Origin of the sequence: Frigoribacterium sp. CFBP 8754, assembly GCF_014841815.1 — a bacterium.
GTDB classification, from domain to species: Bacteria; Actinomycetota; Actinomycetes; order Actinomycetales; family Microbacteriaceae; genus Frigoribacterium; species Frigoribacterium endophyticum.
The window spans coordinates 1-13,721 of the sequence record NZ_JACYUO010000012.1 but is presented as its reverse complement, the minus strand read 5'-3'; the positions used below and the strand labels follow the sequence as shown (position 1 = coordinate 13,721).

Annotated in this window: 11 protein-coding genes and 1 tRNA gene; 6 read left to right on the top strand and 6 right to left on the bottom strand. The window is 72.8% G+C overall.

What is annotated here, in order from left to right; all coding sequences use genetic code 11:
* Positions 1–178 precede the first annotated feature (178 nt).
* Positions 179–787, top strand: a complete 609-nt coding sequence (locus IFT72_RS15585) for a GNAT family N-acetyltransferase (RefSeq protein ID WP_082514090.1) — start codon at positions 179–181, stop codon at positions 785–787.
* 171 nt (positions 788–958) lie between these two features.
* Here IFT72_RS15585 and IFT72_RS15580 read toward each other — a convergent pair whose 3' ends face one another.
* The gene (locus IFT72_RS15580) at positions 959–2,461 is read right to left on the bottom strand and encodes a catalase (RefSeq protein ID WP_056051812.1); all 1,503 of its coding nucleotides are present in this window, start codon (positions 2,459–2,461) and stop codon (positions 959–961) included.
* A gap of 81 nt (positions 2,462–2,542) precedes the next feature.
* Positions 2,543–3,046 carry a transcriptional repressor gene (locus IFT72_RS15575; protein ID WP_192047018.1) on the bottom strand — a complete coding sequence of 168 codons (504 nt, stop codon included), beginning with the start codon at positions 3,044–3,046 and terminating at the stop codon, positions 2,543–2,545.
* Positions 3,047–3,283: 237 nt separating this feature from the next.
* Here IFT72_RS15575 and IFT72_RS16795 point away from each other — a divergent pair, with 237 nt between their 5' ends.
* On the top strand, positions 3,284–4,636 hold the full coding sequence (locus tag IFT72_RS16795; protein ID WP_192047017.1) for a GAF domain-containing protein: 1,353 nt from the start codon (positions 3,284–3,286) through the stop codon (positions 4,634–4,636).
* A gap of 54 nt (positions 4,637–4,690) precedes the next feature.
* Here IFT72_RS16795 and IFT72_RS15565 read toward each other — a convergent pair whose 3' ends face one another.
* Positions 4,691–5,614 (bottom strand): ribokinase, encoded by a 924-nt coding sequence (locus tag IFT72_RS15565; protein WP_192047016.1) that lies wholly within the window; start codon positions 5,612–5,614, stop codon positions 4,691–4,693.
* 126 nt (positions 5,615–5,740) lie between these two features.
* Here IFT72_RS15565 and IFT72_RS15560 point away from each other — a divergent pair, with 126 nt between their 5' ends.
* From IFT72_RS15560 to purL, 4 genes are all read left to right on the top strand, one after another.
* Complete coding sequence (locus IFT72_RS15560; RefSeq protein WP_244634614.1) at positions 5,741–7,042, top strand: acyltransferase; 1,302 nt, start codon at positions 5,741–5,743, stop codon at positions 7,040–7,042.
* Positions 7,043–7,351: 309 nt separating this feature from the next.
* A complete protein-coding gene (locus IFT72_RS15555) occupies positions 7,352–7,636 on the top strand; it encodes a phosphoribosylformylglycinamidine synthase subunit PurS (protein ID WP_192047015.1) in 285 nt (94 codons plus the stop codon).
* Positions 7,636–8,331, top strand: a complete 696-nt coding sequence (purQ, locus tag IFT72_RS15550; RefSeq protein ID WP_192047014.1) for a phosphoribosylformylglycinamidine synthase subunit PurQ — start codon at positions 7,636–7,638, stop codon at positions 8,329–8,331. Before IFT72_RS15555 ends, purQ begins: the two co-directional genes overlap by 1 nt.
* The gene (gene purL, locus IFT72_RS15545) at positions 8,328–10,670 is read left to right on the top strand and encodes a phosphoribosylformylglycinamidine synthase subunit PurL (protein ID WP_370543588.1); all 2,343 of its coding nucleotides are present in this window, start codon (positions 8,328–8,330) and stop codon (positions 10,668–10,670) included. The genes purQ and purL overlap by 4 nt, the downstream gene beginning before the upstream one ends.
* Positions 10,671–11,075: 405 nt before the next feature.
* Here purL and IFT72_RS15540 read toward each other — a convergent pair.
* The 3 genes from IFT72_RS15540 to gltX all read right to left on the bottom strand — a co-directional run bounded on the left by IFT72_RS15540 (position 11,076) and on the right by gltX (position 13,625).
* Positions 11,076–11,147: transfer RNA gene (locus tag IFT72_RS15540), tRNA-Gln, on the bottom strand.
* A 55-nt stretch (positions 11,148–11,202) separates the two neighbouring features.
* Positions 11,203–12,138 carry an FAD-dependent oxidoreductase gene (locus IFT72_RS15535; protein ID WP_192047013.1) on the bottom strand — a complete coding sequence of 312 codons (936 nt, stop codon included), beginning with the start codon at positions 12,136–12,138 and terminating at the stop codon, positions 11,203–11,205.
* Positions 12,135–13,625, bottom strand: a complete 1,491-nt coding sequence (gene gltX / locus IFT72_RS15530) for a glutamate--tRNA ligase (protein WP_192047012.1) — start codon at positions 13,623–13,625, stop codon at positions 12,135–12,137. Before gltX ends, IFT72_RS15535 begins: the two co-directional genes overlap by 4 nt.
* Positions 13,626–13,721 lie beyond the last annotated feature (96 nt).

Here is a 13,721-nt window from a genome sequence, read left to right as displayed (position 1 = left end):
GCGCCTCCCTCAGCTCCAGCGCGCTGGCTGAACTCGATCGAGGTGCGGGTCCGGACGTAGGCGGGCGGGCGGCCGCTCAGCCGCAGGCGTCGGCAGCGGCCGCGGCAGCGGGCGCGCCACCGGCACCGGCACCGGCACCGGCACCGGCACCGGCTCCGCGGGGCGTAGCGTCGACCGCATGCCTGACCAGCCCGCCCCCTCCGTCGCGCCCGACGCCCCCGAGCACGACCACCGCCCCGTCTTCGACCTCGTCGCCGAGGGCGACCTGGGCCTCGACGACCACGAGGCGATCGCCGCGATGCTGGGGCTCGCCTTCTCCGAGTACGACCACTGGTACGCCGGGGCCCGCAGCTGGGCCGGCATGCAGCCCGAGCTGCGGGTGCTCGGCCGCGTCGGCGACGTCGTGGTCGCGCACGCCGGCCTGCGGCGGCAGTTCGTGACGGTCGGCGAGACCGACCTGCTCGTCACGGCGGTGGGCATGGTGGCGGTGAGCCCGATCCTGCAGGGCACGGGCCAGGGCGGGGAGCTGCTCCGCCGGGTCGACGAAGGGCTCGCCCGGTTGGGCAGCCGGTTCGGCCTGCTCGAGACGGGCGAGGGGGTCCAGGGCTTCTACCGGCGTGCGGGCTGGCGCCCGCTGCACGGCGTCACGGGCCACTTCACGGCGTTCAGCGCCGACGGCGCGGGGGTGCTGGTGAGCCAGGACGAGGGCTGGCTCGTCCGCGAGGTCGGCGCCGACCTCGCCGAGTGGCCCGCCGGCGACCTCCGCTGGAACGGCCAGATGGTCTGAGCGGCCGACCCGCGCCGATCAGGCACGGGACGAACCACGTCCTCGCCACGGAACCACGCCGCGGCGTGGTTCCACTGCGACGACGTGGTTCGTAGCACCGTCGCCCCCACATGCGGGAGGCGCGGTGCCCGTCGACCGGGCACCGCGCCTCCCGCAGTGCGGAGCTCCCGACTACGCGGGCACGCCCACCGTCGCCGGGTCCTCGTTCGAGCCGGGCGCCTCGGGCGAGACGCCGGCGCGCACGCGGGCGCCGAGGATGGGGTCGACCGAGTTCCAGTACTGGAACACGCGCTCGAGCAGGTCGGGGCGCGTCACCTTCGAGACGTGGCCGACGATGTTGGCGACGAGGCGGTCACGCTGCTCGTCGTCCATCACGTCGCGCACGAGCGAGCCGGCCTGGCCGAAGTCGTCGTCCTCGGCGTGCAGGGTCGCGGCCGAGCGGACGAGCTCGCCGTCGCTCTCCCAGCCGCCGGTGTCGCCGGCCGCCTGCGGATCGGCCGCGGGGCCGCCCACCGAGTTGGGCGCGTAGACCGGCGCCGTCGCCTCGCTGAAGTGGTAGCGCGCCGCGCCGTCCTTCGAGTACGAGTGCACCTCGGTCTTCGGGGCGTTCACCGGCAGCTGCTGGTGGTTGACGCCCACGCGGTAGCGGTGCGCGTCGGCGTAGCTGAAGATGCGGGCGAGCAGCATCTTGTCGGGGCTCGTCGCGATGCCGGGCACGAAGTTCGAGGGGGCGAAGGCGGCCTGCTCGATCTGCGCGAAGTAGTTCTCCGGGTTGCGGTCGAGGGTCATCGTGCCGACCTCGATCAGCGGGTAGTCGCTGTGCGGCCACACCTTGGTGAGGTCGAACGGGTTGAAGCGGTAGCCGGCAGCGTCGGCGTACGGCATGACCTGCACCGAGAGGGTCCAGGTCGGGAACTCGCCCCGCTCGATCGCGGTCGACAGGTCGCGGATGTGGAAGTCGGCGTCCTCGCCCGCGATGCGGTCGGCGTCGTCCTGCGTGAGGATGGCGTTGCCCTGGTCGGACTTGAAGTGGTACTTGACCCAGGAGCGCTCGCCCTCGGCGTTGATCCACTGGTAGGTGTGCGAGCCGAAGCCGTCCATCTGGCGCCACGACGCGGGCAGGCCGCGGTCGCCCATCAGCCAGGTGACCTGGTGGGCCGACTCGGGCGAGAGGGTCCAGAAGTCCCACTGCATGTCGTGGTCGCGCAGGTGGCTGCCGGGCAGGCGCTTCTGCGAGTGGATGAAGTCGGGGAACTTCATGCCGTCGCGGATGAAGAAGACGGGGGTGTTGTTGCCGACGAGGTCGTAGTTGCCCTCGCTCGTGTAGAACTTCAGCGCGAAGCCGCGGGGGTCGCGCCACGTGTCGGGGCTGCCCTGCTCACCGGCGACGGTCGAGAAGCGGGCCAGCATCTCGGTCTCGACGCCGGGCTGGAAGAGCGCGGCGCGGGTGTACTGCGAGACGTCGCCGGTGGTGACGAAGCGGCCGAACGCGCCGCCGCCCTTGGCGTGGACGATGCGCTCCGGCACCTTCTCGCGGTTGAAGTTCGCGAGCTTCTCGACGAGGCGGTGGTCGTGCAGCACGATGGGGCCGTCGGCCCCGACGGTCTGCGAGTGGGCGTCGCTCGCGGCGGGCGCTCCGTTGTCGGTCGTGGTCACGGGGGTGGCGTCGGTCATGACTCCTCGTTTCGTTCGGTGTTCAGTCACGGGTCGTTCAGGCACCCGGCACGCGGCCGGGGAAGACGGTGGGGCGGGCCCTCAGGAGGCGCGGGTCAGGTCGCCGACGGCGGTCGCGTCGCCGGTGCCGCCGGCCTCCGCGTCGAGCTCGACGTCGTCGTCGGAGTCGCGACAGGCCGCGCACAGCCCCCAGAAGGTGACCTCGGCGGTCTGCACCGTGAACCCCGCGTCGTTCGACGGGGTCAGGCACGGCGCGTGCCCGACGACGCAGTCGACGTCGGCCACGTCGCCGCAGACCGTGCAGACGACGTGGTGGTGGTTGTCGCCGGTGCGGAGCTCGTAGAGCGCCGGCGAGCCGGCCGGCTCGATGCGGCGCACGAGCCCGGCGCCCGCGAGCGCGGCGAGCACGCCGTAGACCGCCTGGAGCGAGGTGCCCGGCAGCGCCAGGGCGACCTTCGCGAAGACGACGTCGGCGGCCGCGTGCGGCATGCCCTCGAGTGCCTCGAGCACGGCGAGGCGCGGCGCCGTCACCCGGAGGCCGGCTCCGCGGAGCCGGTCGTGGGTGGCGCTGGTCTCGGGGTGCACCTGACCATCATGGCACTTCTCTTGAACAGTTCAAGACAGCGCGCCCTCATCCGCAGCCGCTGCACAGGCGCGGCCCCGGGCGCCCGGCCCCTCCTGCGCGCCCGCACCGCGCCTCCCGGACACCGCTTCGCCCCGTGGACGTCCGCCGGAGCCCAGTAGTGGGGGATGCGACCGTGGCGGCGCGTCCGTAGCGTGGTCGGCGGGACGGCACCCGACGCACAACCCGAGGAGCACCACGTGACCAGGACGGTCGACACCACGAGCACCACCCCGCAGTCGTACGAGCGGCTGCGCCCTGCCATGCGCCTCTGGTACCTCTGGTGGCTCTCCCGGTCGCGCCGCGTCGCGTCGCCCCGCGACGAGCCGTCCGCGCGCTCGACCGCGACCGACGCCGACACCGTGCTCATCGTCGGCAACGGCCCGGCCCACGGCTGGGGCGTGCGCTCGCACGACCAGGCCCTCGTCGGCCAGCTGTCGCGGGCGTCGTCGGCCGCCACCGGCCGCGCGTGCTCGGTCGACTACGTCGGCGACGAGATGATGAGCATCGAGTCGACCCGCTCGTGGATCCGCGACACCGACCTCGGGCTGTACGACACCTTCGTCGTGCTGGTCGGGCTCAACGACGCCGTCCGGCTCACGCCCCTCGACACCTGGGAGCGCGAGCTGCGCCAGCTCGTCGCCACCCTCGCCCGGCGGGCGCACCCCACGGCCCGCACCGTGCTGATCGGCGTCCCCCCGGTGCGCTCGGTCAAGCCGTTCGAGTCGCTGCTCGGCGCCGTCGCCGAGACCCACGCCGAGCGGATGAACGCGATCACCGAGCTGGTCGCCGACGAGACTGGCGCGAGCTACTTCCGCCTGCCGGCGGGCCTGCGTCGCCCCGACTCGCCCCACGGCTGCGTCGAGGGCTACCGCCAGTGGGCCCAGACGATCGCGCACCGCATCGCGCCGACCCTCGACAGCGTCCGACGCGTCGAGCTCGACGAGCGGCTGCCGCGCAGCCTGCCCGAGCGCTCGTTCGAGTGGAGCGGCGGCGCCACCCTCGTCGACAACGCGTCGCGGGGCGGCTCCGAGGTGCTGCAGCAGCTGGCGAAGGAGGCGGAGGCCGAGTTCGGCGTGGACGTCGCGGTCGTCAGCATGCTCGACGGCAGCAAGCTCTGGTACGCCAACAACACCGAGCTGCTCCCGGTCTCCATCCCCCGCGAGCTGACCTTCTGCGACGTCACCGTCGCGGAGGACGACGTGGTGGTCGTCGAGGACGCCCGAAAGGACGAGCGCTTCGCCGACAACCCCTACCTCGACCTCAACCACGGGTACTTCTACGCGGGCCACCCGATCCACTCGTCGACCGGCGAGACCATCGGCACCTTCTGCCTCCACGACGTCCGGCCGCGCAAGTCGTCGTCGGTGTCGCCGGAGAAGCTCCGCGCGTTCGCCCTCCGCGCCGAGGCCGAGCTGCAGAGCTACGAGAAGTCCGTCGCCGGCCCGGTCGCGTCGCTCGGGCAGGGCGCCCTGCCCGGAGCGGGGCCGGCCCAGCCCGCCACGCGTCGCGAGCGCCGCGAGGCCGAGGCCCGCGCCGCACTGCACGCCTGAGCCGCAGGGCCGCGGCCGGGGCCGCTGCCCCGGCCCCGGTCGACGGGTCTCGGCCTAGCGCCGCTCGCGCGGCACCTGGACGAGCGCCCCCGCCGCGTCGTTCGCGGCCCCGGCGGCGTCGTGCAGCGAGGCCCCGCCGGCCAGCTCCGCGACGAGCACCCCGGCGAACTCGTCGCCCGCGCCCGTCGTGTCGAGGGCGACCACGCGGGTGCTGGTCGTGACGTGCTCGACGCCTGCCGCGTCGGCGACGAAGGCGCCGGCGCCCCCGGCCGTGACGACGGCGGAGGGGCTGAGCTCGAGGAGGCGACGCGCGACGTCCGCCGGCCGCCAGGCCCCGCCCTCGCGGACGGCTGACCGCGAGCCCGGCTCCCCGACCGGGCGGGCGGCCTCCGCCGCGCGCAGCAGGGCGAGCCCCTCGGCGGCGTTCACCACCACCGGGTCGCTCGCGGCCAGCACGTCGGCCGGCACGCTGCGCACCGGGCTGGCGTTGAAGACGAAGCGGGCGCCCGACGCCCGGCACCACTCGACGGCGGCGCGCAGGGCGGCCTCGCTGATCTCGTGCTGGGCGAGGACGACGTCGGGCCGGGTCCGGTCGAGCTCGGCGGCGACGTGCTCGGGCGTCAGCGCGCCGTTCGCGAGCGGCGCGACGACGATGATGTTCTCGCCGTCGGGAGCGACCGTGATGAGGGCCCGGCCGGTCAGCCCCGGGGCGCGGTGCACCCCGGCCACGTCGATGCCGTGGCCTGCCGCCCACGCGACCACGCGGTCGCCGACGGGGTCGTCGCCGACGGAGGAGACGAGAGCCGTGGTGCCGCGCCGCACCGCCCCGACGGCCTGGTTGAGGCCCTTGCCGCCCGGCGCCTCCTCGTACTCCGACCCGAGGACGGTCTCGCCGGCGCGGGGGAACTCCCGGACGCGGGCGACCAGGTCGAGGTTGACGGATCCGACGACGGCGACTGTGGGCTCGGTTGTGCTCATGCCTCCATCCTGGCCCGCCACGGGCGCTCGGCGACGCCCTCCACCACGGTCAGCCCTGGGGATGACTTCGGAGGCCGCCTGTGGAGGAACGCCCCGTCGGGGCAGACCGGTCGCTACGGTTCGACCATGACAGCCTCCATGCACGCCGGGCCGCGCACCGGCCGCTCGGGCGACCCGGCCGCCGCCCGGGCGCTCGACCTCTCGGGGCGCGACCTCGTCGTCGACCTGGCCCGCGTGGCCTGCGTGCTGCTGGTCGTGGTCATCCACGTCCTGATGGTCGGCGTCGCGGTCGACGCCGACGGCGCCGTCACCGCGACGCAGCCGCTCACCGAGCAGCCCTGGTTCGCGGTGTCGACCTGGGCCGGTCAGGTGATGCCCCTCTTCTTCGTGCTCGGCGGCTTCGCGAGCGCGACGTCGTGGGCGAGCGCCCGCCGCCGCGGCGTCACGGCCTCCGAGCACGTGGCCGGTCGCCTGGTCCGGCTCGCCCGGCCCGCCGTGCCCGTGTTCGTGGTGCTCGCCGCGGCCCTGCTCGTCGCGACGCTGCTCGGCGTCGACCCCGCCCTGCTCGACGTGGTGGCGACCGGGGTCGGCTCGCCCCTGTGGTTCCTGGCCGCCTACGCGATCACGCAGGTGGCGGTGCCGACGATGGCGCGCCTGCACGAGACCCGCCCCGCCGTGACCTTCGTCACCCTGGCGACCGCGGCGGTCCTCGTCGACGCCGCCCGCTGGTCGAGCGGGGTGACCGACGTCGGCCTGCTCAACCTGGTCTTCGTCTGGCTGTTCGTCCAGCAGCTGGGGTTCGCGGTCGCGAGCGGGTGGCTCGGGCGCGCACCGCGCCTCCTGCTCGTGGCCGTGGCCGCGGCGTGCTGGCTCTCGCTGCCCGTGCTGACCACGGTCGGCCCGTGGTCCCCCGACATGCTCGCCGGCCTGAACCCGCCGACCGTGCCGCTGATGGTGCTCGGCGTCGGCCAGATCTGCGTCCTGACGCTCCTCCGCCCGCTCCTCGAGCGGCTCATGGCGACGACGCCGGCCCGCGCCGTCGTGCTGGCCGTGGGCAGCCGCGGCATGACGATCTACCTGTGGCACCTGCCGCTGCTGATCGCCGTGCTCGGGATCTGCCTCGCGCTCGGCGGCCCGCTGCCCGAGCCCGGCTCGGCCGCCTGGTGGTGGAGCCGAGGGCCCGTCGCGCTGCTGGTGGTGGGCCTCGCGTGCGGGGTGTCGCTCCTGACGGGACGTCTCGAACAGCCGCCGCGGCGCCGGTCCGCCGATGCCGTGAGCCCGCCCGTCGGCGTCGTCGTGGTCGCCGCGGCGCTGGTCGTCGCGCCGACCTTCGCGGTGATGCTGTGGGGGCTGGACCTGCCGCTGGCGATCGCGGGGGCCGTGGCCCTGCCGCTCGCCGTCCAGCTGCTCGCGCCCCGCGCGAGGTGAGGGTGACGCCCGGCCGGTCGGGGGGTGCCGGCCGGGCGTCCTACGGCGTCGGGCGGATCAGGAACCCTCGACCGGATGTCGACAGGAGGCCCGATCACGAGGCCCTGTTCCTGCCGCTGCGTCAATGGTGCGACGCGATCCGATGACGACGCTGGGAGGAGCCTCGGCAACAGCCGACAACCGCCGCTCCCTCCCCAGCTCGACGGCTCTCCCCACGGCCCCGGGCACCTCCCCGTGCCCGCGGGCCCGGGCCTCCCCCTGCCCTAGACTCGACGCGTCCATCCGCTACCGCTTCTGCAGGAGTTGATCGTGCCCACCATCGTCGTCGAGGTCATGCCCAAGGCTGAACTGCTCGACCCCCAGGGCAAGGCCGTCGCCGGCGCCCTGGCCCGTCTCGGCTCCGCCGCTCCCGACCAGGCCGGAGCGACGTTCACCGACGTCCGCATCGGCAAGCGCTTCGAGCTGACCGTCGAGGGCGAGGTGACCGAGGCCGTCCTGGCCGAGGTGCGCCGACTCGCCGACGACATGCTCTCGAACTCCGTGATCGAGGACGTCGTGGGCGTCACGGTGCTCGACGCGGCCCCCGCAGCCTGATGCGCGTCGGCGTCGTCACCTTCCCCGGCTCCCTCGACGACCGCGACGCGCAGCGCGCGGTGCGCCTCGCCGGCGGCGAGCCCGTCGCCCTCTGGCACGGTCAGCACGACCTCCAGGGCGTCGAGGCGCTCATCCTGCCCGGGGGCTTCAGCTACGGCGACTACCTGCGCGCCGGCGCGATCGCCTCGCTCTCGCCGATCATGACCGAGGTCGTCTCGGCCGCGAAGTCGGGCATGCCGGTCCTCGGCATCTGCAACGGCTTCCAGATGCTGGCGGAGGCGCGGCTCATCCCCGGTGCCCACACCCGCAACGCTCACCAGCAGTTCATCCGTCGCGACCAGGTGCTGCGCGTCGAGAACGCCGCCACCGACTGGACGAACGGCTTCACGGAGGGGCAGGAGATCACCATCCCCCTCAAGAACGCCGACGGCCGGTACATCGCCGACGCCGAGACCATCGCGCGCATCGAGGGCGAGGGTCAGGTCGCCTTCCGCTACGTCGGGGTGAACCCCAACGGCTCGATGGACGACATCGCCGGCGTCTCGAACGCCCGCGGCAACGTCGTCGGGCTCATGCCGCACCCCGAGCACGCCACCGAGCCCGGCTTCGGCCCCGACATGCCCGACGCCATGTCGAGCGGCGTCGACGGCCTCACCTTCTTCACGTCCGTCATCGAGAGGGCCCTGTCCAAGTGAGCATCAACGACGACCACGCCGAGCTGATCGACGTCCGCCCCGAGGGCCCCAAGCCCGACACGGTCGCCGACGCGGCGGCGACGCCCGACAAGGAGCAGCCCTACGCGGCGCTCGGCCTCAAGGCCGACGAGTACGCGAAGATCCGCGAGATCCTCGGCCGTCGCCCCACGAGCGGCGAGCTGGCGATGTACTCGGTCATGTGGAGCGAGCACTGCTCCTACAAGTCGAGCAAGATCTACCTGCGCCAGTTCGGCCAGAAGGTCTCCCCCGCCATGAAGAAAGACCTCATGGTCGGCATGGGCGAGAACGCGGGCGTCGTCGACGTCGGAGGCGGCTGGGCGGTGACCTTCAAGGTCGAGTCCCACAACCACCCCAGCTACATCGAGCCCTTCCAGGGCGCGGCCACCGGCGTCGGCGGCATCGTGCGCGACATCATCTCGATGGGCGCCCGCCCGGTCGCCGTGATGGACCAGCTCCGCTTCGGCGACATCGACGCCCCCGACACGGCGCGCGTCGTCGACGGCGTCGTGGGCGGCATCAGCTTCTACGCGAACTGCCTCGGCCTGCCCAACATCGGCGGCGAGACGTACTTCGACGCCGTGTACCAGGGCAACCCGCTCGTGAACGCCCTCGCGGTGGGCGTGCTCCGCCACGAGGACCTGCACCTCGCGAACGCCAAGGGCGTGGGCAACAAGGTGGTGCTCTTCGGGGCCCGCACCGGCGGCGACGGCATCGGGGGCGCCTCCATCCTGGCCTCCGACACGTTCTCGGCCGGCGGCCCGACCAAGCGCCCCTCGGTGCAGGTGGGCGACCCGTTCGCCGAGAAGGTGCTCATCGAGTGCTGCCTCGAGCTGTTCCGCGACGAGCTGGTCGAGGGCATCCAAGACCTGGGGGCCGCCGGCATCAGCTGTGCCACCTCCGAGCTCGCCTCGAACGGCGACGGCGGCATGTTCATCGAGCTCGACTCCGTCCTGCTGCGCGACCCGTCGCTCACGGCGGAGGAGATCCTCATGAGCGAGAGCCAGGAGCGCATGATGGCCGTCGTCCGCCCCGACAAGCTCGACGACTTCCTCGCGGTGACGGCCAAGTGGGACGTCGAGACGAGCGTGCTCGGCGAGGTCACCGACACGGGCCGCCTCGTCATCAACTGGCACGGCGAGGAGATCGTCAACGTCGAGCCGCGCACGGTCGCGGTCGACGGGCCGGTCTACGAGCGCCCGGTGGCGTACCCGACCTGGATCGACGCCCTCCAGGCCGACAGCGCGTCGGCCCTCGCCCGCCCCACGGGCAACGCGGTGCTGCGCGAGCAGTTCCTCCAGCTGCTCGGCTCGCCGAACCTCTCCGACAAGAGCTGGGTGACCAACCAGTACGACACGTACGTGCTCGGCAACACGGCGCTGAGCTTCCCCGACGACGGCGGCATGGTCCGGGTGGACGAGGAGTCGGGGCTCGGCTTCGCGATCGCCACCGACGCCAACGGCCGGTACTGCCAGCTCGACCCCAAGCAGGGAGCGCGCCTGGCCCTCGCGGAGGCGTACCGCAACGTCGCCGTCACGGGTGCCGTGCCCGCCGCGGTCACCGACTGCCTCAACTTCGGCAGCCCGGAGGACCCGGAGGTCATGTGGCAGTTCTCGCAGGCCGTCGAGGGCCTGGCCGACGGCTGCCTCGAGCTCGAGATCCCGGTCACGGGCGGCAACGTCTCGTTCTACAACCAGACCGGCACGGCGCCGATCCACCCGACGCCCGTGGTCGGCGTGCTCGGTGTCATCCAGGACGTCGCGAAGCGCGTCCCGTCGGGCTGGCAGGACGAGGGCGACAACATCTACCTGCTCGGCACGACGAAGCTCGAGCTCGACGGCTCGGCCTGGGCCGGGGTCGTGCACGACCACCTCGGCGGTCGCCCGCCGGCGGTCGACCTCGAGGCGGAGAAGCAGCTGGCGGGCCTGCTGGCCGCCGGTGCCGACCAGTCGCTGCTCGCGGCGGCGCACGACCTCAGCGACGGCGGGCTGGGCCAGGCGCTGGCCGAGGCCGTGCTGCGGTTCGGAGTCGGTGCCCGTGTGTGGCTCGACGAGGTGATGGAGCGTGACGGCGTGGACGTGGCGACGGCGCTGTTCAGCGAGTCGACCGGCCGTGTCGTCGTCTCGGTGCCGCGTGAGGACGACGTGAAGTTCCGGGGCCTCTGCGAGGGCCGCGGCTACCCCGTCGCCCGCATCGGCGTGACGGACGGCGCCTCGGGCTCGCTCGAGATCCAGGACCGCTTCACGGTGACGATCGACGAGCTCCGCCGCACGCACCGCGGCACGCTCCCCGCGCGCTTCGGCGCGACCATCCCCGCCTGACGCGCACCCCGCACCACCCCCGAGGGCCCCTGCCACCGCAGGGGCCCTCCCCCGTCCCCGGACGTCGTAGCCCGTCCCCCGGACGTCGTAGCCCGTCCCCCGGGGCGGCGCAGCCCGTCCTCCCCTGGGCGGCGCAGCTCGCCCCACGGGCGGCGAAGCTCGCCCTCCCCTGGGCGGCGCAGCTCGCCCCCCGGGCGGCGAAGCTCGCCCTCCCCTGGGCGGCGCAGCTCGCCCCCGGGCGGCGCAGCTCGCCCCCGGGCGGCGAAGCTCGCCCTCCCCAGCAGGGGGCGGCGAAGCTCGCCCCCGCGCGTCGGGCGGCGAAGCTCGCCCGACAGCGGCCGGCAGGCCGCCGAACAAGCACGAACAGCAATGCCCCCGGACCGAAAGGTCAAGGGGCATGCATTGCTGGGGTACCTGGACTCGAACCAAGAACAACTGAACCAGAATCAGTCGTGTTGCCAATTACACCATACCCCAATGACAACACCTGTGATGGTGTCGGCATCGTCGGCCCAGAACCTGAACCGATTGTCTACTGTACAGCATCTCCGAGGTGCTCGACACCACCGACGAGATCGCGGTTGATGGTGGCGGCGACCCGTGCCCCCGAGCCGGCGGCGACGATGAGCTGCTGCGGCCCGGGCGCGGTGGACTCCCCCGCCGCGTACAGGCCCTGCACCGACGTGCGCCCGTGGTCGTCGACGACGAGCAGGCCGTCGGCGTCGAGCTCGGCACCGGTGGGCGCGACGTACTCGAGCGCCCCCGACCACGTCGGTCGCACGAAGCCGGCCGTCCGGGCGACGACCTCGCCGTCGGCGAGCTCCACCCCGTGCATCCCCTCGCGGTCGCCCTGGATCGCGGCCACGCGGCGGCGCTCGACCCGGATGCCCCGGCTGGCGAGCCTCGACTCCTCGGACGCGGTGACGATGTCGGCGCCGTTCGTGAAGGCGACGATGTCGTCGCTCCACTGCGACAGCAGCAGCGCGCGCTCGGCGAGGTCGGGGTGCTCGCCGATGACGGCGATCGGCTGGTCGCGCTTGCCCCAGGCGTCGCATTCGATGCAGCTGTGCACGTAGGTGCCGTAGAACGCCCGGAGCGACCCGATGTCGGGCAGCGTCTCGTGCAGCCCCGTCGAGACCAGCACCACCCGCGCCGTGGCCGACGAGGCCGCTCCGCGGAACTCGCAGTCGATCTCGAAGCCGCCCTCGGTCGTGCGGATCGCCGTGGCCAGGGTCTGGCGGTGCTCGGCGCCCTCGTAGCCGAGGAACTCCTCGCGGCCGAGCTTCCGCAGCTCGAGGGGCGAGATGCCGTCGCGGGTGAGGAAGCCGTGCGACAGCAGCGTCGCGGAGTTCCGCGGTCGGTTGCTGTCGATCAGCAGCACGCGTCGCCGTGCCCGCACGAGGTTGAGGGCAGCGCTGAGCCCGGCGGGGCCGGCTCCGACGACGGCGACGTCGTACACGTCGTTCACGACCGGTCGAGCAGACGCTGGATGCGGCGCAGCGTCGACTCGCGCCCGAGGATCTCCATCGACTCGAAGAGCGGCGGGCTGACCTTGCGACCCGACAGCGCCACGCGCAGCGGCCCGTACGCGAGCCGGGGCTTGAGCCCGAGCCCGTCGACGAGCGCGCCCTTGAGCGCCTCCTGGATCTCCGGGTGCGTCCAGCCCTCCAGCCTCTGCAGGGCCGCCGAGGAGGCGCGGAGAACGTCGTCCGCGGAGTCCGGCAGCGAGGCGATCGCGTCGGCCTCGTGCACGAGCTCGTCGTCGCCGACGAAGAGGAACGACAGCATCCCCCGCGCCTCGCTGAGCAAGGTCATGCGCTCCTGGACGAGGGGCGCCGCCTGCACCAGGATCGCCGTCTCGGCCTCCGTGGGAGGATCGCTGACCACGCCGTCGAGGTACGGCAGCAAGCGAGAGCGGAAGTCGTCGGGCTCGAGCAGCCGGACGTGGTCGCCGTTGATGGACTCGGCCTTCTTGAGGTCGAAGCGAGCCGGGTTCGGGTTGACGTCGACGACGTCGAACGCCGCCACCATCTCGTCGATGCTGAACACGTCACGGTCGTGCGTGAGCGACCAGCCGAGCAGGGCCAGGTAGTTGACCAGGCCCTCGGGGATGAAGCCCCGATCGCGGTGGTGGAAGAGGTTCGACTCCGGGTCGCGCTTCGACAGCTTCTTGTTGCCGTCGCCCATGACATAGGGGAGGTGGCCGAAGCGCGGGATGAAGGAGGTCACGCCGAGCTCGACCAGCGCCTCGTAGAGAGCGATCTGCCGGGGCGTGGACGACAGGAGGTCCTCGCCACGCAGCACGTGGGTGATTCCCATCAGGGCGTCGTCGAGCGGGTTGACGAAGGTGTAGAGCGGGACACCGTTCGGCCGGACCACCACGAAGTCCGAGAACGATCCCGCCGGGAAGGTGATCTCGCCGCGGACGAGGTCATCGAAGCTCAGGTCACGGTCCGGCACGCGGAGGCGCAGCGCCGGCTGGCGACCCTCTGCGCGGTAGGCCGCACGCTGATCAGCCGTGAGCTCCCGCTCGAAGTTGTCGTAGCCCTGCTTCGGGTCACGCCCCTGCTCGACGTTACGCGCCTCGATCTCCTCACCCGTGGCGAAGCTCTCGTAGAGGAGCCCCTTCTCGAGGAGCTGGTCGATGACGTCACGGTAGATGTCGTGACGGAGCGACTGGCGGTAAGGAGCGTGAGGCCCGCCGACGTCGACGCCCTCGTCCCAGTCGATCTTCAACCAGCGCAGACCGTCGAGGATCTGCTCGTAGCTCTCCTCGCTGTCGCGGCTCGCGTCAGTGTCCTCGATGCGGAACACGAGCTTGCCGCCGGTGTGGCGTGCGTAGGCCCAGTTGAAGAGGGCGGTGCGGATGAGCCCGACGTGGGGCGTACCGGTGGGCGAGGGGCAGAACCGCACGCGCACATCAGTGCCGGTGGCGGTGGAGAAGGGAGCAGACATCGGTGATGATCTTACCGGCCGGCCCCCGTGGCCACCTGCGTTAAACACGAAAGGCCCCTCCTGTGGAGGGGCCTTTCGGTGTGCCAGTCATGCTGG

What these genes read in the sequence shown, in the direction of transcription:
- IFT72_RS15560 (WP_244634614.1), top strand. Translation starts at nt 5,741, where the DNA reads ATGACAGCCTCCATGCACGCCGGGCCGCGCACCGGCCGCTCGGGCGAC.
- purQ (WP_192047014.1), top strand. Translation starts at nt 7,636, where the DNA reads ATGCGCGTCGGCGTCGTCACCTTCCCCGGCTCCCTCGACGACCGCGAC.
- gltX (WP_192047012.1), bottom strand. Translation starts at nt 13,625, where the DNA reads ATGTCTGCTCCCTTCTCCACCGCCACCGGCACTGATGTGCGCGTGCGG.
- IFT72_RS15585 (WP_082514090.1), top strand. Translation starts at nt 179, where the DNA reads ATGCCTGACCAGCCCGCCCCCTCCGTCGCGCCCGACGCCCCCGAGCAC.
- IFT72_RS15580 (WP_056051812.1), bottom strand. Translation starts at nt 2,461, where the DNA reads ATGACCGACGCCACCCCCGTGACCACGACCGACAACGGAGCGCCCGCC.
- IFT72_RS15565 (WP_192047016.1), bottom strand. Translation starts at nt 5,614, where the DNA reads ATGAGCACAACCGAGCCCACAGTCGCCGTCGTCGGATCCGTCAACCTC.